This is a genomic window from Pseudomonas sp. LBUM1646 (genome assembly GCF_059716165.1).
Genome location: NZ_CP166810.1, coordinates 140,436 through 162,190 on the forward strand (window position 1 = coordinate 140,436; position 21,755 = coordinate 162,190).

The 21,755-nt window shown below is 61.7% G+C and carries 4 protein-coding genes; 3 read left to right on the plus strand and 1 reads right to left on the minus strand.

Translation table 11 applies throughout. The features are described 5' to 3' along the window. Positions 1-97: 97 nt before the first annotated feature. The gene (locus tag ACA071_RS00665) at positions 98-15,730 is read right to left on the minus strand and encodes a LapA family giant adhesin (RefSeq protein WP_497642707.1); all 15,633 of its coding nucleotides are present in this window, start codon (positions 15,728-15,730) and stop codon (positions 98-100) included. A gap of 358 nt (positions 15,731-16,088) precedes the next feature. On the opposite strand from ACA071_RS00665, the gene ACA071_RS00670 reads away from it, so the two are divergent. Genes ACA071_RS00670 through ACA071_RS00680 form a run of 3 tightly spaced genes read left to right on the plus strand, consistent with a single transcriptional unit; the run spans position 16,089 to position 20,997 of the window. Next, complete coding sequence (locus tag ACA071_RS00670; RefSeq protein WP_169372230.1) at positions 16,089-17,441, plus strand: TolC family outer membrane protein; 1,353 nt, start codon at positions 16,089-16,091, stop codon at positions 17,439-17,441. 42 nt (positions 17,442-17,483) lie between these two features. Then, on the plus strand, positions 17,484-19,640 hold the full coding sequence (locus tag ACA071_RS00675; RefSeq protein ID WP_497642708.1) for a type I secretion system permease/ATPase: 2,157 nt from the start codon (positions 17,484-17,486) through the stop codon (positions 19,638-19,640). Next, the gene (locus tag ACA071_RS00680) at positions 19,630-20,997 is read left to right on the plus strand and encodes an HlyD family type I secretion periplasmic adaptor subunit (RefSeq protein ID WP_497642709.1); all 1,368 of its coding nucleotides are present in this window, start codon (positions 19,630-19,632) and stop codon (positions 20,995-20,997) included. The genes ACA071_RS00675 and ACA071_RS00680 overlap by 11 nt, the downstream gene beginning before the upstream one ends. Positions 20,998-21,755 lie beyond the last annotated feature (758 nt).

The window sequence follows — 21,755 nt, forward strand, 5'->3', positions numbered from 1 at the left end:
ACTGCAGGCGAGTATGCGGTGCGGCGACGAAATCGTCACCGGTGAGATAGGCGCAAACGTAACGGCCGCCCCATAAGGGCGGCCGTTTTACGTTGGATCAGGTGTTGTTGTGGTCGACTTTGATGGTCGGATCGCTACCGGCAATCAGGTTGTGCAGGTTGGCGGTAGACCAGTTGTTGCCTTCCAGTTTGATCGTCACATCCGGCGTAGCCGCCGCAGCATCCGCCGAGTTGAACTTGCCGGCGGAGCTGACCTGCAACGACGACACGCCATCGACGGTAGTGATTTTCAAGAAGTTGTCGATGGTGCTGCCGGTTTCGCCCTGCAGCAGATCGCGCAGGTCGATACGGTCACCTTCGCTGGCCTTGAAGTCCTTGATCACGTCGCTGCCGGTGTCGCCCGCCTTCCAGACGAAGGTGTCGGCACCCGAGCCGCCAATCAGGATGTCGTTGCCCGAACCGCCGATCAGCGTGTCGTTCCCGGTGCCACCGAGCAGGATGTCATTGCCCTTGCCGCCGTCGAGCGTGTCGTTACCGCCCGAGCCGAACAGGATGTCATTGCCTGCGCCGCCCAGCAGCGTGTCGTTGCCGTCGTGGGCGCCGGACACGTCGAACGCGGTGTAGTGCTCGGTGATGAACTGATGCACGTTGCTGGTGGTGACTTTGCTGACGTCCACGCCGGTTTGCTGGGCGACGAACGCCTGCATGGCCTGGTAGCCCTCGCCGGCGATGCCGTTGAAGCTCACCAGGTCGCCGAACAGGATGTCGTTGCCGTCACCGCCATTGACCGTGTCGGAACCTGGCAGCGTCGCTTCGGTGTGACCGATGATCGAGTTGGCCAGGTCTTTCGGATCGATGTTGGTTTGTGGCGTTTTATCCGAGTCGTAAGGTCTCAGGTCGGTGAGGCTGACACCGCTGTTGAGGCCGATGGCTTCGACGTTCGACAGGTTGCCCAGCAGTGCGAAGCTGCTGCTGGCGTTGTCGACGGTGGTCTGGCTGGTGCTATTACCGCTGCCTGCCAGCGCAGACAGCTCGTAGGTGCCATCGCCCTGGGCGTGAACGGTGCCCAGGTTGCTTGAGTCCCAGCCACCCCACCAGTTGGCGGTTTTCAGCGTCGCGACGCCCGCACTGCTGATGTTCAGAATGTGCGTGCTGTCGATGGTCGTGGAGAACGAATCGCCCGGCTTGTAGTTGCTGGTTTTCACCACGTCATCGAGCTTCACGTTGCCGAACAGCGTCGGGTTGGTCTGCTCGCCGTTCTGGTAGTAGGTCGGCCGGCCGTCGGTGATGAAGTACGTCAGGTTCTTCGCCCCGGTGTTGGCCACGGCATCAGCGCTCTGGAACCAGTTGGCCGTGGTCTTGAACACGTCCTCGTAGTTGGTGCCGCCGCCGGACGACATCGAATCCAGGACTGCCTTGAGCGAAGTCAGCGCGTTCGGGTCGTTCAGGTTGACCGACACCGACTTGTTGACCTGGGTATCGAAGTCCACCAGGAAGATGTTCACGGTACCCGAGTTGCCGCCCATGCTCTGCTTGAGGGTGTTGAATACCGACGTCAGCGAGTCTTTCGCCGAGCTGATCGACGACGCGCTCATGCTGCCCGAACTGTCGACCATGAAGGCGATGTTGTAGTTGGTGCCCGGCACCACGGTCAGGCCGCCGATGTCGGCGACGATGATGTCGTTGCCGTCAGTACCGGTGACGGTGTCACTGGCTGCGGTGGCGGTGATCGCGTTGTAAGTCGCCGGGTAAACGGTGACCGGGATCTGCGCCGTGCTGATGGCCGAACCGCCCAGCGCTTCGGTGGAGGTCGAGGTCACGGTCAGGTTGAACTGGCCGTTGAAGTACGGCGGCGGGGTCACGGTGAGGGTGCCGAGGTTCCAGCCGGTGACGTTGGCTTCGCCGGAGGTCGCGGAGGCGGTGAAGGTGTGACCCGCGCCGTCGGTGAGCACCGAGCCTGCCGGAATGCCGCTGATTTTCACGTTCAGGCTTTCGGAGCCGTCAGTGTCGGTCAGGGCCGTCTTGATCGCGGACAGGTGAACGCTGGTGCCTTCGAAACCGGTATTGAGTTTGTAGCCATCGTAGTAACCCTCACCGCCCGTGCCGTGCAGGTCGGAGACGGTCACGCCGGAAGCGGCCAGATCGGCCACGCCGGTGTAGAGCGGCACGCCGGCGCTGCTCAGGTCGACGGCGGCCGCGCCATTGACCGACAGATTGACGTCATAGCTGCCCGGGCCACTCTGGTTGTGGTGGTAGATGTCCAGGGTGTAGTAGCCGCTGGTGGTCGGGGTGAACGAACCATTGAGGTTGCCGCCTGCGCCCCAGGTGGTGGCCGCGACGTTTTTACCGCCGATGGTCACCAGCAGGCTGTCATCGCCAACACCACTGAAGGTGTAAGTCTTGCCGGCTTCGAGGTAGATCAGGCCGGAGGTTTTCGAGGCGGTGCCAGCCGTGACGCTGCCGTCGGACTGCACGTTGGTCACCGTGCTGCTGGAGTTCGGCTTACCGGCGCCATCGATCACCGATTTGAGCGTGTCGCTGGCGGCGCCGTTGCCGTTGGTGCCCAGGCCCGACAGACCGGTCCAGACTTCCTTGATTAAACCGGTGGATTTGACGCTGTTGTCCGCCACGTTCAGGGACGGTGCATCGGCGACCGGGGTGATGTCGATTTTCACCGTACCGGTGTTGCCCAACAGTTGACCATCGGTTGGCTGGAACTTGATCTGCGCGTAATCCGCCTGATTGTTGCCCAGGCCGGTGCCGCCGTAGCCGTTGGTCCCGGATTCGTTGGCATCCGGGGTGAAGCGCAGCTTGCCGGCGTCGATGTCAGCCTTGGTGAAGGTCTGGTTGTTGGTGACGTCGGTCCAGGTCGAGCCGTTCAGATACTGCAACTTGCCTTCGCCCGGCAGCCCGGTGATTTTCACACCCAGGCTCGCGGCCGGGCTGTCGACATCGCTGACGCCGAAGGTCGACCAGCCGAGGATCAGCGGGGTGTCTTCGGTGCCGGTGACGTTAACCGGTGCGGCAGTTGGAGCATCGTTCACCGCTACCACGTTGACAGTGGTGGTCGCGACGTTCGAGTAATTGCCGCCATCGGTCACGGTCACGGTGATGATCCGCGGCACGGTGCTCGGGTCTTCACTGTTGTTGGTGAAGCTGATGTTCTTGATCGCCTGCATGTAGTCGGCCAGCGTCGCGTTGCCCGACAAGGTCAGGGTAACGGTGCCATTGGTGCTGTTGGCATTGATGGTGATGCCGTTGACGCTGTTACCCAGATTCAGCGCATCGCCGTCCTGACGGTTGGTCAGCACGATGGTCGCGCCGGTCAGCATAGTGCTGTCCGGGTCGGTGATTTTCAGGTCGGTGTCGCCGATCGATACACCCGGGCCTGTGGTGCCTTCGGTGAAGGTCACGTTGTAGTTGGCACCGGTGGCGCCGCTGGAATTGTTGGCGTCCAGGTCGATGACCGGCGGCGCATCGTTGTCGATGATCGAGGTGCTGACACTGCCGTTGGTGGTGCTGACCGCCAGATTCTCGAAGTTGCCGCCGGTGGCCGAGTCGATCTTGACCACGAAGTTTTCGGTGCCTTCGGTGATCTTGTCGTCAATGGTCGCGACGTTGAAGCTGGCGCTGCTGGCGCCGGCCGGGATCTTCACGGTGTACACACCGGTGAAGTCCGAACCGTCGGCGGCGGTGCCGCTGTAGACGATTTTCAGCGTCACTTCGGTTTGCGCCGGGTGCGTCAGGTTGACGGTGTAGCTGGCGGTCTGGCCTTCGGTCACCGAGGTGCTGCCGGTGATGCTGACTTGGGTGGTGTCGATGGTGTCGGTGACGTTGGTCACGGCTGGGACAGTGCTTGGCACCAGGTTTTCGAAGCTGCCACCGGTTGCAGTGGTGATCGTGGCCTGAACGGTGCCGGCGTCTTTGTAGACGTCGTCGGCTGGCGCCGGAACGGTCACGGTGCCCGTGGTTTTACCCGCTTCGATGGTAATCACCGAGCCGTTCGACAAAGTCACGGTCACCGGGGTGCCAGCGGCGTTGGTCAGGGTCGCGGTGTAGGTGATCTGGCCGCCTTCGGCAACCGAACCGGTGGCGCTCAACGACAGATTGGTGGTGTCGACGGTATCGGTGACCGTGGTCGAAACCGGGGTCTTGTCGGCTACCAGGTTTTCGTAGTTGCCGCCGCTGACGTTGGTGATCGAGTTGGTCAGCGGTGCGTGGCCGGTCAGCGCGTCGTTCGGTGCGACAGCGGTCACGGTGCCGGTGGTTTTGCCGATTTCGATGGTGATCGTCTGGCCGTTGGCCAACGACACGGTGACCGGGCTGCCAGTGACTGGCTGGCCGACAGTCGCGGTGTAGGTGACGTTGCCACCTTCAGCGGCAGTGCCGGTAGCGGTCAGTTTGACGGTCGAGGTGTCGATGGTGTCGGTGACGCTGGTCACGGCTGGGACAGTGCTTGGCACCAGGCTTTCGAAGTTGCCACCGGTCGCAGTGGTGATCGTGGCCTGAACGGTGCCGGCGTCTTTGTAGACGTCGTCGGCTGGCGCCGGAACGGTCACGGTGCCCGTGGTTTTACCGGCGTCGATGGTGATCACAGAACCGTTCGACAAGGTCACGGTCACCGGAGAACCGGCAGCGTTGGTCAAAGTCGCGGTGTAGGTGATCTGGCCGCCTTCGGCAACCGAACCGGTTGCGCTCAACGATAGGTTGGTGGTGTCGACGGTGTCGGTGACGGTGGTGCTGACCGGGGTCTTGTCGGCTACCAGGTTTTCGTAGTTGCCGCCGCTGACGTTGGTGATCGAGTTGGTCAGCGGTGCGTGGCCGGTCAGCGCGTCGTTCGGTGCGACAGCGGTCACGGTGCCGGTGGTTTTGCCGATGTCGATGGTGATCGTCTGGCCGTTGGCCAACGACACGGTGACCGGGCTGCCAGTGACTGGCTGGCCGACAGTGGCGGTGTAAGTGACGGTGCCACCTTCAGCGGCAGTGCCGGTCGCGGTCAGTTTGACGGTCGAGGTGTCGATGGTGTCGGTGACGCTGGTCACGGCTGGGACAGTGCTTGGCACCAGGCTTTCGAAGTTGCCACCGGTCGCAGTGGTGATCGTGGCCTGAACGGTGCCGGCGTCTTTGTAGACGTCGTCGGCTGGCGCCGGAACGGTCACGGTGCCCGTGGTTTTACCCGCTTCGATGGTAATCACCGAGCCGTTCGACAAAGTCACGGTCACCGGGGTGCCAGCGGCGTTGGTCAGGGTCGCGGTGTAGGTGATCTGGCCGCCTTCGGCAACCGAACCGGTGGCGCTCAACGACAGATTGGTGGTGTCGACGGTATCGGTGACCGTGGTCGAAACCGGGGTCTTGTCGGCTACCAGGTTTTCGTAGTTGCCGCCGCTGACGTTGGTGATCGAGTTGGTCAGCGGTGCGTGGCCGGTCAGCGCGTCGTTCGGTGCGACAGCGGTCACGGTGCCGGTGGTTTTGCCGATTTCGATGGTGATCGTCTGGCCGTTGGCCAACGACACGGTGACCGGGCTGCCAGTGACTGGCTGGCCGACAGTCGCGGTGTAGGTGACGTTGCCACCTTCAGCGGCAGTGCCGGTAGCAGTCAGTTTGACGGTCGAGGTGTCGATGGTGTCGGTGACGCTGGTCACCGCTGGGGCAGTGCTTGGCACCAGGCTTTCGAAGTTGCCACCGGTCGCAGTGGTGATCGTGGCCTGAACGGTGCCGGCGTCTTTGTAGACGTCGTCGGCTGGCGCCGGAACAGTCACGGTGCCCGTGGTTTTGCCCGCGTCGATGGTAATCACCGAGCCGTTGCTCAGGGTCACGGTCACTGGCGAGCCGGCGGCGTTGGTCAGGGTCGCGGTGTAGATGATCGAGCCGCCTTCCGCTACCGAACCGGTGGCGCTCAACGACAGGTTGGTGGTGTCGACGGTGTCGGTCACGGTCGTCGAAACCGGCGTCTTGTCGGCCACCAGGTTTTCGTAATTGCCGCCAGTAACGTTGGTGATCGAGTTGGTCAACGGCGCGTGGCCCGACAATGCATCGTTCGGCGCGACAGCGGTCACGGTGCCGGTGGTTTTGCCGATGTCGATGGTGATCGTCTGGCCGTTGGCCAACGACACGGTGACCGGGCTGCCAGTGACTGGTTGGCCGACAGTCGCGGTGTAGGTGACGTTGCCACCTTCAGCGGCAGTGCCGGTCGCGGTCAGTTTGACGGTCGAGGTGTCGATGGTGTCGGTGACGCTGGTCACGGCTGGGGCAGTGCTTGGCACCAGGCTTTCGAAATTGCCACCGGTTGCGGTGGTAATCGTGGCCTGAACGGTGCCGGCGTCTTTGTAGACGTCGTCGGCTGGCGCCGGAACAGTCACGGTGCCCGTGGTTTTGCCCGCGTCGATGGTAATCACCGAGCCGTTGCTCAGGGTCACGGTCACTGGCGAGCCGGCGGCGTTGGTCAGGGTCGCGGTGTAGATGATCGAGCCGCCTTCCGCTACCGAACCGGTGGCGCTCAACGACAGGTTGGTGGTGTCGACGGTGTCGGTCACGGTCGTCGAAACCGGCGTCTTGTCGGCAACCAGGTTTTCGTAATTGCCGCCAGTAACGTTGGTGATCGAGTTGGTCAACGGCGCGTGGCCCGACAATGCATCGTTCGGCGCGACAGCGGTCACGGTGCCGGTGGTTTTGCCGATGTCGATGGTGATCGTCTGGCCGTTGGCCAACGACACGGTGACCGGGCTGCCAGTGACTGGCTGGCCGACAGTCGCGGTGTAGGTGACGTTGCCACCTTCAGCGGCAGTGCCGGTCGCGGTCAGTTTGACGGTCGAGGTGTCGATGGTGTCGGTGACGCTGGTCACGGCTGGGGCAGTGCTTGGCACCAGGCTTTCGAAGTTGCCACCCGTAGCGGTGGAGATAGTCGCTTCGACTTTACCGGCGTCCTTGTAGACGTCATCGGATGGTGCCGCGACGGTCACCGTGCCAGTGGTTTTGCCAGCCTCAATGGTGATCACAGCGCCGTTCGACAAAGTCACGGTCACCGGAGTACCGGCCGCATTGGTCAGCGTCGCGGTGTAGGTGATCTGGCCACCTTCCGCCACGGTGTCGGTCGCGGTCAGCGCCAGCGTGGTGTTATCCACGGTGTCAGTGACGGTGGTCTTGGCCGGGTCGCCGTTGACGTCCAGTTTTTCGTAATTGCCGCCGGTGGCGTCCTTGATGGTGACGCTCAAGGAGCCGCCGCCCGCCAGGGCATCGTTTGGCGCGACAAAATTGACCGTTCCGCTGCTTTTGCCGATGTCGATGGTAATGGTTTGGCCATTGGACAGCGTTACGACAACCGGCGCACCGGTGACCGGCGCGCTCACGGAGGCGGTGTAGACGACATTGCCGCCTTCAGCGACGCTCGACGTGGCGGTCAGCGACACGGTGCTGGTGTCGATGGTGTCAGTGACGTTGGTCACGGCAGCCGATGGGTCTTTGACCAGGTTTTCGAAGTTACCGCCGGTGGCGTCCTTGATGGTCGCTTCGACTTTGCCGGCGTCTTTGTAGACGTCATCGGCCGGAGCGGCGACGGTCGTGGTGCCGATGGTGGCGCCAGCCGCAATGAGGATGACGGCGCCGTTGCTCAATGTCACGGTTACCGGAGTACCGGCAGCATTGGTCAGGGTGGCGGTGTAAACGATCGAACCACCTTCAGCCACGGAGCCGGTTGCACTCAGGCTGACGGTCGTGGTGTCCGGTGTGTCGGTCACGGTGGTGCTGACCGGTGTTTTGTCGGCTACGAGATTTTCGTAGTTGCCGCCGCTGACGTCAGTGATCGAGTTGGTCAGTGGCGCGTGGCCATTGAGGACGTCGTTCGGTGCGACGGCGTTGACGGTGCCGGTGGTTTTGCCGATGTCGATGGTGATGCTCTGGCCGTTGGCCAGGGTCACTACAACCGGGGCGCCAGTCACTGGCGCACCCACCGACGCGGTGTAAACCACGGTCCCGCCTTCAGCGACGCTATCGGTGGCAGTCAGGGTGACGGTCGAGGTGTCGATGGTATCGGTGACGTTGGTCACCGCTGGAACCGTGCTCGGCACCAGATTCTCGAAGTTGCCACCGGTAGCGGTGGTAATAGTCGCCTGAACAGTACCGGCGTCTTTGTACACGTCATCGGCTGGAGCTGGAACGCTTACAGTGCCGGTGGTTTTGCCGGCGTCGATGGTGATCACCGAGCCGTTGCTCAGGGTCACGGTCACTGGCGAGCCAGCGGCGTTGGTCAGTGTCGCGGTGTAGGTGATCTGGCCACCTTCGGCTACCGAACCGGTGGCACTCAGCGACAGGTTGGTGGTGTCGACAGTGTCGGTCACGGTGGTGCTGACCGGTGTTTTGTCGGCCACGAGATTTTCGTAGTTGCCGCCGCTGACGTCAGTGATCGAGTTGGTCAGTGGCGAGTGGCCATTGAGGACGTCGTTCGGTGCGACGGCGTTGACGGTGCCGGTGGTTTTGCCGATGTCGATGGTGATGCTCTGGCCGTTGGCCAGGGTCACTACAACCGGGGCGCCAGTCACTGGCGCACCCACCGACGCGGTGTAAACCACAGTCCCGCCTTCAGCGACGCTATCGGTGGCAGTCAGGGTGACGGTCGAGGTGTCGATGGTATCGGTGACGTTGGTCACCGCTGGAACCGTGCTCGGCACCAGATTCTCGAAGTTGCCACCGGTAGCGGTGGTAATAGTCGCCTGAACAGTACCGGCGTCTTTGTACACGTCATCGGCTGGAGCTGGAACGCTTACAGTGCCGGTGGTTTTGCCGGCGTCGATGGTGATCACCGAGCCGTTGCTCAGGGTCACGGTCACTGGCGAGCCAGCGGCGTTGGTCAGTGTCGCGGTGTAGGTGATCTGGCCACCTTCGGCTACCGAACCGGTGGCACTCAGCGACAGGTTGGTGGTGTCGACAGTGTCGGTCACGGTGGTGCTGACCGGTGTTTTGTCGGCCACGAGATTTTCGTAGTTGCCGCCGCTGACGTCAGTGATCGAGTTGGTCAGTGGCGAGTGGCCATTGAGGACGTCGTTCGGTGCGACGGCGTTGACGGTGCCGGTGGTTTTGCCGATGTCGATGGTGATGCTCTGGCCGTTGGCCAGGGTCACTACAACCGGGGCGCCAGTCACTGGCGCACCCACCGACGCGGTGTAAACCACAGTCCCGCCTTCAGCGACGCTGTCGGTAGCGGTCAGTTTGACGGTCGAGGTGTCGATGGTGTCAGTGACATTGGTCACTGCTGGAACCGTGCTCGGCACCAGGTTCTCGAAGTTGCCACCGGTCGCGGTGGAAATCGTCGCTTCGACTTTGCCGGCGTCCTTGTAGACGTCATCGGCCGGCGCTGGAACGCTTACAGTGCCGGTGGTTTTGCCGGCGTCGATGGTGATCACCGAGCCGTTGCTCAGGGTCACGGTCACTGGCGAGCCAGCGGCGTTGGTCAGGGTCGCGGTGTAGGTGATCTGGCCACCTTCGGCTACCGAACCGGTGGCACTCAGCGACAGGTTGGTGGTGTCGACAGTGTCGGTCACGGTGGTGCTGACCGGTGTTTTGTCGGCCACGAGATTTTCGTAGTTGCCGCCGCTCACGTCGGTGATCGAGTTGGTCAGTGGCGCGTGGCCATTGAGGACGTCGTTCGGTGCGACGGCGTTGACGGTGCCGGTGGTTTTGCCGATGTCGATGGTGATGCTCTGGCCGTTGGCCAGGGTCACTACAACCGGGGCGCCAGTCACTGGCGCACCCACCGACGCGGTGTAAACCACAGTCCCGCCTTCAGCGACGCTGTCGGTAGCGGTCAGTTTGACGGTCGAGGTGTCGATGGTGTCAGTGACATTGGTCACTGCTGGAACCGTGCTCGGCACCAGGTTCTCGAAGTTGCCACCGGTCGCGGTGGAAATCGTCGCTTCGACTTTGCCGGCGTCCTTGTAGACGTCATCGGCCGGCGCTGGAACGCTTACAGTGCCGGTGGTTTTGCCGGCGTCGATGGTGATCACCGAGCCGTTGCTCAGGGTCACGGTCACTGGCGAGCCAGCGGCGTTGGTCAGTGTCGCGGTGTAGGTGATCTGGCCACCTTCGGCTACCGAACCGGTGGCACTCAGCGACAGGTTGGTGGTGTCGACAGTGTCGGTCACGGTGGTGCTGACCGGTGTTTTGTCGGCCACGAGATTTTCGTAGTTGCCGCCGCTCACGTCGGTGATCGAGTTGGTCAGCGGTTCGTGGCCGACCAGCGCGTCGTTCGGTGCGACAGCGTTGACGGTGCCGGTGGTTTTGCCAATTTCGATGGTGATCGTCTGGCCGTTGGCCAGGGTCACAACTACTGGAGAACCGGTAACTGGCTGGCCGACTGTCGCGATGTAAACCACGGTGCCGCCTTCAGCGACGCTGTCGGTGGCCGTCAGTTTGACGGTCGAAGTGTCGATGGTGTCGGTGACGTTGGTCACCGCTGGAACCGTGCTCGGCACCAGGTTCTCGAAGTTGCCACCGGTAGCGGTGGTAATAGTCGCCTGAACAGTACCGGCGTCTTTGTACACGTCATCGGCAGGAGCTGGAACGCTTACAGTGCCGGTGGTTTTGCCCGCTTCGATGGTGATGACAGCGCCGTTCGACAAGGTCACGGTTACCGGAGTACCGGCAGCGTTAGTCAATGTCGCGGTGTAGACGATCGAGCCGCCTTCGGCCACGGAGTCTGTCGCGCTCAGGCTGAGGGTCGTGGTGTCTGGCGTATCTGTAACCGAGGTTTCAGCCGGTTTGCCATCGACGTCCAGCTTCTCGTAGTTGCCGCCCTTGGCGTCGTCGATTTTGACGCTCAGGGAACCGCCACCAGCCAAGGCGTCGTTCGGCGCAACGAAGTTCACGGAACCGCTGCTCGCGCCGACGGGGATGGTGATGGTCTGGCCATTCGACAAGGTCACAACCACTGGCGAGCCGGTCACTGGCGCGCTGACGGACGCGGTGTAAACCACGGTGCCGCCTTCGGCAACGGTCGATGTCGCGGTCAGGTTGACCGTCGAGGTGTCGATGGTGTCGGTGACGTTGGTCACGGCCGCCGTCGAATTGGTCGCCAGGTTTTCAAAGTTGCCGCCGCTGGCGTCCTTGATGGTCGCTTCAACTTTGCCAGCATCTTTGTAGACGTCATCGGCAGGCGCGGCGACGGTTACGGAACCACTGGTGGCGCCAGCGGCGATGAGAATCACTGCGCCGTTGCTCAGGGTCACGGTCACCGGAGTGCCGGCTGCGTTAGTCAGAGTGGCGGTGTAGACGATCGCGCCGCCCTCGGCCACGGTATCGGTCGCGCTCAGGCTCAGGGTGGTGGTGTCAGGTGTGTCGCTGACCGCCGTATCCGCCGGTTTGCCGTCGACTTCGAGTTTTTCGTAATTGCCGCCCGTGGCGCCGTCGATCTTCACGCTCAGGGACGTGCCGCCCGCCAGTGGGCTATTCGGCGCGACAAAATTCACGCTGCCGCTGGTTTCGCCAACCGGGATGGTGATGGTCTGGCCGTTGGACAGGGTCACCACAACCGGGGCGCCGGTTACAGGAGCCGTCACGGACGCGGTGTAGACCACGGTTTCGCCTTCGGCGACGTTCGCGGTGGCCGTCAGCGATACGGTGCTGGTGTCGATGGTGTCATTGACGGCGGTGACCGCCGGGGTGTCGCTGGTGACCAGGTTTTCGAAGTTGCCACCGGTCGCGCCTTTGATGGTCGCTTCCACGGTGCCGGCGTCCTTGTAGACGTCGTCCTTCGGCGCGTCGACGGTCACGGTGCCGGTGGTTTTACCGGCGTCGATGGTGATGACTGCGCCGTTGCTCAGGGTGACGGTCACTGGCGTGCCGGCCGCATTGGTCAGGGTCGCGGTGTAAGTGATCTGGCCACCTTCATCCACGGCGCCGGTTGCGGTCAGCGACAGGTTGGTGGTGTCGGTGGTGTCCGTGATCGAGGTGTTCGCCGGTTTGCCATCGACGTCCAGCTTCTCGTAGTTGCCACCCTTCGCGTCGTCGATTTTGACGCTCAAGGAGCCGCCGCCCGCCAACGCATCGTTCGGCGCAACGAAGTTCACGGAACCGCTGCTCGCGCCGACGGGGATGGTGATGGTCTGGCCATTGGACAGGGTGACAACCACTGGTTCGCCAGTGACCGGTGCAGAAACAGAAGCGGTGTAAACGACAGTGCCGCCTTCAGCCACGGTGCTGGTGGCGGTCAGGTTGACGGTCGAGGTGTCGATGGTGTCAGTCACGTCAGTGACCGCAGGCGTTGGACTGGTGACAAGATTTTCGAAGTTACCGCCCGCGGCATCCTTGACGGTCACTTCGACTTTACCGGCGTCTTTGTAGACGTCATCGGCAGGCGCCGCGACGGTCACAGAACCGCTGGTGGCGCCGGCGGCGATGGTTATGACGGCGCCGTTGCTCAGAGTGACGGTCACTGGCGTGCCAGCGGCGTTGGTCAAGTTGGCGGTGTAGACGATCGAACCGCCTTCAGCCACAGAGTCAGTCGCGCTCAGGCTGAGGGTTGTGGTGTCTGGCGTGTCGGTGACGGTAGTGCTGACCGGGGTCTTATCGGCAATCAGGTTTTCGTAATTGCCACCGCTCACATCGGTGATCGAGGTGGTCAACGGCGCATGGCCATTGAGGACATCGTTCGGAGCCACTGCGTTAACGGTGCCGCTGCTCGCGCCGACCGCGATAGTGATCGTCTGACCGTTGGCCAGTGTCACGATAACCGGGGCGCCAGTCACTGGAGCGCCGACCGAGGCGGTGTAAACCACGGTGCCGCCTTCAGCCACTGTACTGGTGGCGGTCAGGGTGACAGTCGAGGTGTCGATGGTGTCGGTGACGTTGGTCACGGCTGGCGCCGGGTCAGTGGCCAGGTTCTCGAAGTTGCCACCAGCGGCATCTTTAACAGTGACTTCAACCTTGCCGGCATCTTTATAGACGTCATCGGCCGGGGCAGCGACGGTCACGTTACCGCTGGTGGCACCTGCGGCGATGGTGATCACCGCGCCGTTGCTCAGGGTCACGGTGACCGGAGTGCCGGCAGCGTTAGTCAGGGTGGCGGTGTAAACGATCGAACCACCTTCAGCCACAGAGTCAGTCGCGCTCAGGCTGAGGGTTGTGGTGTCTGGCGTGTCGGTGACGGTAGTGCTGACCGGGGTCTTATCGGCAACCAGGTTTTCGTAATTGCCACCGCTCACATCGGTGATCGAGGTGGTCAACGGCGCATGGCCATTGAGGACATCGTTCGGAGCCACTGCGTTAACGGTGCCGCTGCTCGCGCCGACGGCGATGGTGATCGTCTGGCCGTTGGCCAAGGTCACGATAACCGGGGCGCCGGTCACTGGAGCACCGACCGAGGCGGTGTAAACCACGGTGCCGCCTTCAGCCACTGTGCTGGTGGCGGTCAGGGTGACAGTCGAGGTGTCGATGGTGTCGGTGACGTTGGTCACGGCTGGCGCCGGGTCAGTGGCCAGGTTCTCGAAGTTGCCGCCGGTGGCATCTTTAACAGTGACTTCAACCTTGCCGGCATCTTTATAGACGTCATCGGCCGGGGCGGCGACGGTCACGTTACCGCTGGTGGCGCCAGCGGCGATGGTGATCACGGCGCCATTGCTCAGGGTCACGGTTACCGGGGTACCGGCCGGGTTGGTCAGGGTGGCGGTGTAAACGATCGAACCACCTTCAGCCACGGAGCCAGTCGCGCTCAGGCTGAGGGTTGTGGTGTCTTTCGAGTCGGTGATGACGGTCTGCGCCGGCTCGGTGCTCGGGGTCAGTTGCTCGAAATTACCGCCGGTGGTGCTGGTGATCGTGGTGCTGACGGTGCTGCCATTGTTGTAGACGTCGTTTGGCGGCGTATCGACGGTGACGCTGCCCGTGGTTTTGCCCGCTTCGATGGTAATGACCGAGCCATTGCTCAAGGTCACGGTCATCGGCGTGCCGGCCGGGTTGGTCAGGGTCGCGGTGTAGGTGATCTGACCGCCTTCGACGACGGTGCCGGTGGCGGTGAGGCTCAGGCCGGTGTTGTCGATCGAATCGGTAATGGTCGTGACCGCTGGCGCCGGGTTCGGCACCAGGTTTTCGAAATTGCCACCGGTAGTGCCGGTAATCGTGGTGCTGACGGTGCTGCCATTGTTGTAGACGTCATTGGCTGGCGTCGGAACGTCCACGCTGCCGGTGGTCTTGCCGGCTTCAATGGTGATGGTCGAACCGTTGGACAGGGTCACGGTAACCGGCGTCTGCGCCGGGTTGGTCAGGGTCGCGGTGTAGGTGATCTGCCCGCCTTCGGTGACGGTGGAACCCGCTGTCAGCGTGACAGTGGTGGTGTCGACCGAATCGGTAATGGTCGTGACCGCAGGCGTTGGATTCGGCGTCAGGTTTTCGAAATTGCCACCGGTAGTGCCGGTAATCGTGGTGCTGACGGTGCTGCCATTGTTGTAGACGTCATTGGCTGGCGTCGGAACGTCCACGCTGCCGGTGGTCTTGCCGGCTTCAATGGTGATGGTCGAACCGTTGGACAGGGTGACGGTAACCGGCGTCTGCGCCGGATTGGTCAGGGTCGCGGTGTAGGTGATCTGACCGCCTTCGGTGACGGTGGAACCCGCTGTCAGCGTGACGGTGGTGGTGTCGATCGAATCAGTGATGGTGGTGACCGCTGGCGCCGGGTTTTGCACCAGGTTTTCGAAGTTGCCGCCGGTAGTGCCAGTAATCGTGGTGCTGACAGTGCTGCCATTGTTGTAGACGTCGTTGGCTGGCGTTGGAACGTTCACGCTGCCCGTCGTCTGGCCGGCGCCGATGGTGATGGTCGAACCGTTGGACAGGGTGACGGTAACCGGGGTTTGCGCCGGGTTGGTCAGGGTCGCGGTGTAGGTGATCTGACCGCCTTCGGTGACGGTGGAACCCGCTGTCAGCGTGACAGTGGTGGTGTCGATGGTGTCGGTGACTTGAGTCGTCGCCGGTACGGTCGGCGGAGTCACGATGATGCCGGCGCCGCCAGTGGTGCCGGTGACGGTGACGTCGATCTGGGTCGGGTCGTTATAGACGGTGTCGTTCGGCGCCAGCGGCACGTTGACGGTGCCGGTGGTCTGGCCAGCCTGAATCACGATCACCGAGCCGTTGGACAAGGTGATGGTCAGGTCGCTGGTCGGAGCCTGGGTCAGGGTCGCGGTGTAAACCAGTACACCGCCGGCTTCGGTGATGGTCGGCGTGGCGCTCAGGCTCAGGGTCGATGCCTGCACGATGTTGGCGTTGTTGGTGGTCTGGCCGCCGATGGTGTTCTGCGTGGTTGCCCCGGCAGAGCTGATGCCCGCGGTCGGGAAACCAATGGTCGGGTCTACCCGGCCAGCGGTTGCGTCCAACATCACGAAGCTATGGCCGCCACCGGCCGCGCCGCCAGTACCGGCAGCGGTCGGGCCTGCTGCGGTGGCTTCGAGATCTTTGGTCGGGTCGGCGCCGGCAGCGATGGCTTGCTGCAGTTCTTCAACCGATGGCGCGGCTTGTGCAGTGGCTTCTGCCAGGTCGGTGCTGGAATCCGGATCGGTGCCACTCCATTGAGTGTCACGGCCCAGGTCCAGGGTCCGGCCATCGGCCAGTTCGAGCGTGACAGCGCCAGCGGCGCCGGTGTCTACCTGATCGCCGACAAACAGCCGGTCGCCTTCAACGAGTACGCGGCGGACACCCTCTGGGGACACCGCGAAAACTTGACCAACAATGCTTTTGACGATGGCAACAACACTGCTCATTGAAGACTCTCCGGGTGTCACGTTCAGTTGACTTCCATGGACCTGATGGCGAATTCGCCAAAGCAGTCTGGACGTACATTTTAAAATTTAGTGCATAAGCTTGACGCTGCAATTCGTCAATAATTTGGCTATATTTTTTCGCTATTTAGTTTATGCCAAACTATTGACCTTATGGGTGCCATCCTAAACAATCGCCCCAGTAATGTCACATTGATATTTAAGCGGCGACCTGTCCTACAGCGTGTGATCCAGTTCCTGTTTTGAACTTTCCGACATACGGTCATTCCGGTTGCCATCATCCGACGCAGCGCCACTATTTGCTGTGATTCAAGACAAGAAGTTCTGGGAAATTTTCTTCATGCGTTCGTACTTGTTCAAAGCCTTACCCTTCGCCCTTGCCGCCAGTTTCGTCCAAGCTCAAAGCCTTCCAGAAGCCATGCAACAGGCGCTGGATGTCCATCCGGAAATCCAGGCTGCGGTTAATAGTCGATTGGCCGCGGATTATCAGTTAAAGGCCGCCAAAGGTGGATACCTGCCACGGGTCGATCTGCTGGGCGGTTATGGTCGCGAAGGTACGGATAACGTCACCACCCGCGCCGATACCGGCAGCAATCACTGGGAAACCCTGAACCGTAGCGAGTCGAGCCTGCGCCTGTCGCAAATGGTTTTTGACGGTTTTGCGACGTCCAGCGAAGTGGGGCGTCAACAAGCCACCGTTAATTCCCGTGCCTATTCCTTGCTGGGGACCTCGGAGCGCACTGCGCTGACCGTGGCCCAGGTTTACCTCGACGTGCTGACCCGCCGCGAATTCGTGCGCCTGGCCGAAGACAACCTGAAGAGCCACGAACGGATTTTCGACCAGATCAAGTTGCGCACCTCCCGCGGTGTCGGCAGCGGCGCCGACATGGATCAAGCCGAAGCCCGTATGGCCCAGGCCCGCAACAACCTGATCACCGAACAGACCAACCTGGCCGATGCCGAGACCAACTTCCTCAGCGCCGTCGGCCAGATGCCCGATCAGCTTGAGCGTCCTGCACCGTTCCTCGCGCTGCTGCCGGCCAACTTGAATGAAGCCCGCTCGCAGATGCTGGAAAACAGCCCGATCCTGCGTTCTGCCGAATCCGATATTTCCGCGGCGGAAAAACAGTACGAAGCCGCCAAGTCTTCGTTCTACCCGCGTTTCGATGCTGAACTGGGTCGCTCAGCGGACAACGATGTCGACGGCCAGAATGGTCACAGCAACGAATGGCAGGCCATGCTGCGCATGCGCTTCAACCTGTTTGCCGGTGGTAGCAACAAGGCTGACCTGGAATCCAAGTCCTACCTGTCCAACCAGGCGCTGGACATCCGCAACAACGCCTTGCGCGTGTTGAACGAAGAGCTGGGCCTGGCCTGGAACGCCCTGAACAATGCGAACGCCCAAGTGCCGATCGCCCAGCAGTATGTCGATCACAGCACCGCCGTGCGCACCGCGTACCAGAAGCAGTTCAGCCTCGGCCAGCGCACCTTGCTCGACTTGCTCGACAGTGAAAACGAGTTGTTCACCGCGTCCCGCCGTCTGGCGGACATTAAAAACACTCAGTTATTTACTCAGTACCGAATCAAGGCGACCATGGGCGAGTTGCTCAAGAGCCAGGGAGTGGTCGCACCGTTGGCATCCGTTGTGCAGAACGACGTGAAGCCAAAGGTCCAATTGCCCGGTATGAATTGAGCAGGACCTTCATTGTTCAATTGTTAGCCAAGAGTGCCGAGCGTGGAATCAGAAGCCAGTCGAGTTCATCTCATTCATGATCCACGCGCGCTGCACGACGATCCGTTACTGGATGGGCTGCTGGCCCTGTGCACGCTGCACCAGAAACCGGCCAGCGCGGCGATGCTCACCACCGGCCTGCCGTTGCCCAAGCAACGCCTGAGCGTCGAGTTGCTGCCCCGCGCCGCCGCTCGCGCCGGTCTGCAAGGGCGGGTGCTGCAACGCAAGCTGGAAGACATTCCGGCGATTGCGATGCCGGCGCTGTTGCTGCTCAAGGACGGTCGCAGTGCGGTGCTGCTCGGTTGGCACGGTGACGACCAGGCTCGTGTGCTGCTCAGTGAAACCGACGGTGGCGAAAGTGTCGTCAGCCGCGAATTGCTGGCCGACGACTACATCGGCAAAGTCTTCTTCGCCCAACCCCAACATAAGTTTGACGTGAACCACGGCACGCTGATCCCGCGTGCGCGTTCGTGGTTTCGCGACACCCTCAAGCGTTCGCGTTGGTTGTACGCCGACGCCATCGCCGCCAGTTTCCTGATCAACATCATTGCCATGGCCGCGCCGCTGTTCGTGATGAACGTCTACGACCGCGTGGTGCCGAACCAGGCGGAATCAACCCTGTGGGTGTTGGCGATAGGGATCACCGGTGCCTACCTGTTCGACCTGATCCTCAAAAGCCTGCGCAGTCTGTGCCTGGACCTGGCGGGCAAGAAAACCGACCTGATCATCTCGGCCACGCTGTTCGAGCGAATTGTCGGCATGTCCATGAAGTACCGCCCGGCCCGGGTCGGCAGCTTCGCCCAGAACATCCACGAGTTTCAGAGCCTGCGCGACTTCCTCGCCTCGCTGACGCTGACCAGCCTGATCGACCTGCCGTTTACGTTGCTGATCTTTATGGTCATCGCGATCCTTGGCGGGCATTTGGTGTGGATTCCGGTGCTAGCGTTCCCGATTGCCTTGCTGATCGGCTACGCGTTGCAGAAGCCGCTGGTGGCGACCATGGAACGAACCATGGCCCTCGGCGCCGAGCGGCAGTCGAGCCTGATCGAAACCCTCGCCGGCCTCGATGCGGTGAAGGTCAACAACGCCGAAAGCGAACGCCAGTACCAGTGGGAACAGACCATCGGCACCCTTAGCCGCCTCGAGCTGCGAGTGAAAATGCTCTCCGGCCTGGCGATGAACATCACCCTGCTGATCCAGCAATTGGCCGGGGTGATCATGATCGTCTTCGGCGTGTACCAGATCATCGACGGTCACCTGAGCATGGGCGGTCTGATTGCCTGCTACATGCTCAGCGGTCGCGCCCTCAGCCCGTTGGCCTCGTTGTCCGGCCTGCTGACCCGTTACCAGCAAGCGCGGGTGACCATGGTCTCGGTGGACCAGATGATGGAGCTGCCGCAAGAGCGCAACTTCGAAGAACGTCCCCTGAGCCGCAAGGTCCTGCAGGGCGCCATCGAATGCCGTCAGCTGAACTTCACCTACCCGAACCAGCAAAACGCCGCGCTGAAGAACATCAACCTGATCATCAAGCCCGGCGAGAAAATCGGCATCATCGGTCGCAGCGGCTCGGGCAAAAGCTCCCTGGCCAAGTTGCTGGTGGGCCTCTATCAGCCGGACGACGGCGCCTTGCTGGTGGACGGTGTTGATATCCGCCAGATCGATGTCAGCGAATTGCGCCACAACATCGGCTACGTGCCCCAGGACATTCAATTGCTCGCCGGTACGCTGCGCGACAATTTGGTGTCCGGTGCTCGCTATGTAGAAGACGAACTGGTGCTGCAAGCCGCCGAACTGGCCGGCGTGCACGAATTCGCCCGTCTGCACCCGCAAGGTTATGAACTGCAAGTCGGCGAGCGTGGACAGAACCTGTCCGGCGGTCAGCGCCAGAACGTGGCCCTGGCCCGTGCGTTGCTGCTCAACCCGCCGATCCTGCTGCTCGACGAACCGACCAGCGCCATGGACAACACCGGCGAAGAACGCCTCAAGCAACGCCTTGCGGCGGTGATTGAAAACAAAACCGTGGTGCTGGTGACGCACCGGGCGTCGCTGCTGTCGCTGGTGGATCGTCTGTTGGTGATCGACCGTGGACAGATTCTCGCCGATGGACCAAAAGCCGTTGTGATGGAAGCGTTGAAGAAGGGGCAGATCAGTGTTGCTTAAGTCGGGTTTCAAGGACTCTATCAGCCGCTACTTCAAAGGTTCTGCGTCGCTGCAAGGCCAGCCGTTGCCGGAAGTGAACAAGGCGCTGATCGAAGATGCGCCGCGTGTGGTACGGCTGACCATTTGGGCGATCATCGGCTTCTTCGTGTTCCTGATGCTTTGGGCCAACTTCGCGGTCATCGACGAAGTGACCAAGGGCGACGGCAAGGCGATCCCCTCGTCGAAGATCCAGAAAATTCAGAACCTTGAGGGCGGTATCGTCTCCGAACTGTTCGTCAAGGAAGGGCAGATCGTCGAGGCCGGCGCGCCGCTGATTCGCCTGGATGACACGCGGTTCGCCTCCAACGTCGGCGAAACCGAGGCGGATCGCCTGTCGATGTTGCTGCGGGTCGAGCGCTTGAGCGCCGAGGTGGACGACCGACCGCTGAACTTCCCGGCCGATGTGCTCAAAGCCGTACCCGGCCAGGCCGCCAGCGAAGAGTCGCTGTACACCAGCCGTCGTCAGCAGTTGCACGATGAAATCGGCGGCTTGCAGGAGCAGTTGATCCAGCGTCAGCAAGAACTGCGCGAGTTCTCCTCCAAGCAGTCGCAGTACCGCAATGGACTGGCGTTGCAACGCCAGGAAATCAACATGTCCGAGCCGCTGGTGGCCCAGGGCGCGGTATCGCCGGTTGAAGTGCTGCGACTCAAACGCGCCGAAGTGGAAACCCGTGGGCAACTGGACGCGACCACCCTGGCCATTCCCCGCGCCGAATCGGCGATCAAGGAAGTGCAGCGCAAGATCGACGAGACACGCGGCAAATTCCGCAGTGAAGCCCTGACCCAACTCAACGAAGCGCGCACTGACCTGAACAAGGCCCAAGCCACCGGTAAGGCGCTGGAAGATCGCGTGAGCCGCACGCTGGTGACATCGCCGGTGCGCGGGATCGTCAACAAATTGCTGGTGAACACCATTGGCGGCGTGATCCAGCCGGGCGTCGATCTGGTGGAAATCGTACCGCTGGATGACACCTTGCTGGTGGAAGCAAAGGTTCGCCCGCAAGACATCGCCTTCCTGCACCCGGGGCAAGAGGCGACGGTCAAATTCACTGCGTACGACTACACCATTTACGGTGGGCTCAAAGCCAAGCTTGAGCAGATCGGCGCCGACACCATCACCGATGAAGACAAGAAAACCACCTACTACATCATCAAGCTCCGCACCGATCGCAGCCACCTGGGGACGGATGAGAAGCCGCTTCTGATCATTCCGGGGATGGTAGCGTCGGTGGACATCATTACCGGCAAGAAGACCGTGCTCAGCTATCTGCTCAAGCCGATTATCCGGGCGCGGGCAGAGGCGTTGCACGAGCGGTAGTTCTCGGCTGCCCCAAAAACACCACAATCCCAAAGCCCCATGATCGTTCCCACGCTCTGCGTGGGAATGCCGCCATGGACGCTCCACGTCCACTGTGACGCAGAGCGTCACGGGATGTATTCCCACGCAGGAGCGTGGGAACAATCGGTGGTAAATCGTTATTCACTAACGGTGTTGATCGTTCCCACGCTCTGCGTGGGAATGCCGCCATGGACGCTCCGCGTCCACTGTGACGCAGAGCGTCACGGGATGTATTCCCACGCAGGAGCGTGGGAACAATCGGTGGTAAATCGTTATTCACTAACGGTGTTGATCGTTCCCACGCTCTGCGTGGGAATGCCGCCATGGACGCTCCGCGTCCACTGTGACGCAGAGCGTCACGGGATGTATTCCCACGCAGGAGCGTGGGAACAATCGGTGGTAAATCGTTATTCACTAACGGTGTTGATCGTTCCCACGCTCTGCGTGGGAATGCCGCCATGGACGCTCCGCGTCCACTGTGACGCAGAGCGTCACGGGATGTATTCCCACGCAGGATCGTGGGAACAATCGGTGGTAAATCGTTACTCACTAACGGTGTTGATCGTTCCCACGCTCTGCGTGGGAATGCCGCCATGGACGCTCCGCGTCCACTGTGACGCAGAGCGTCACGGGATGTATTCCCACGCAGGAGCATGGGAACAATCGGTGGTAAATCGTTATTCACTAACGGTGTTGATCGTTCCCACGCTCTGCGTGGGAATGCCGCCATGGACGCT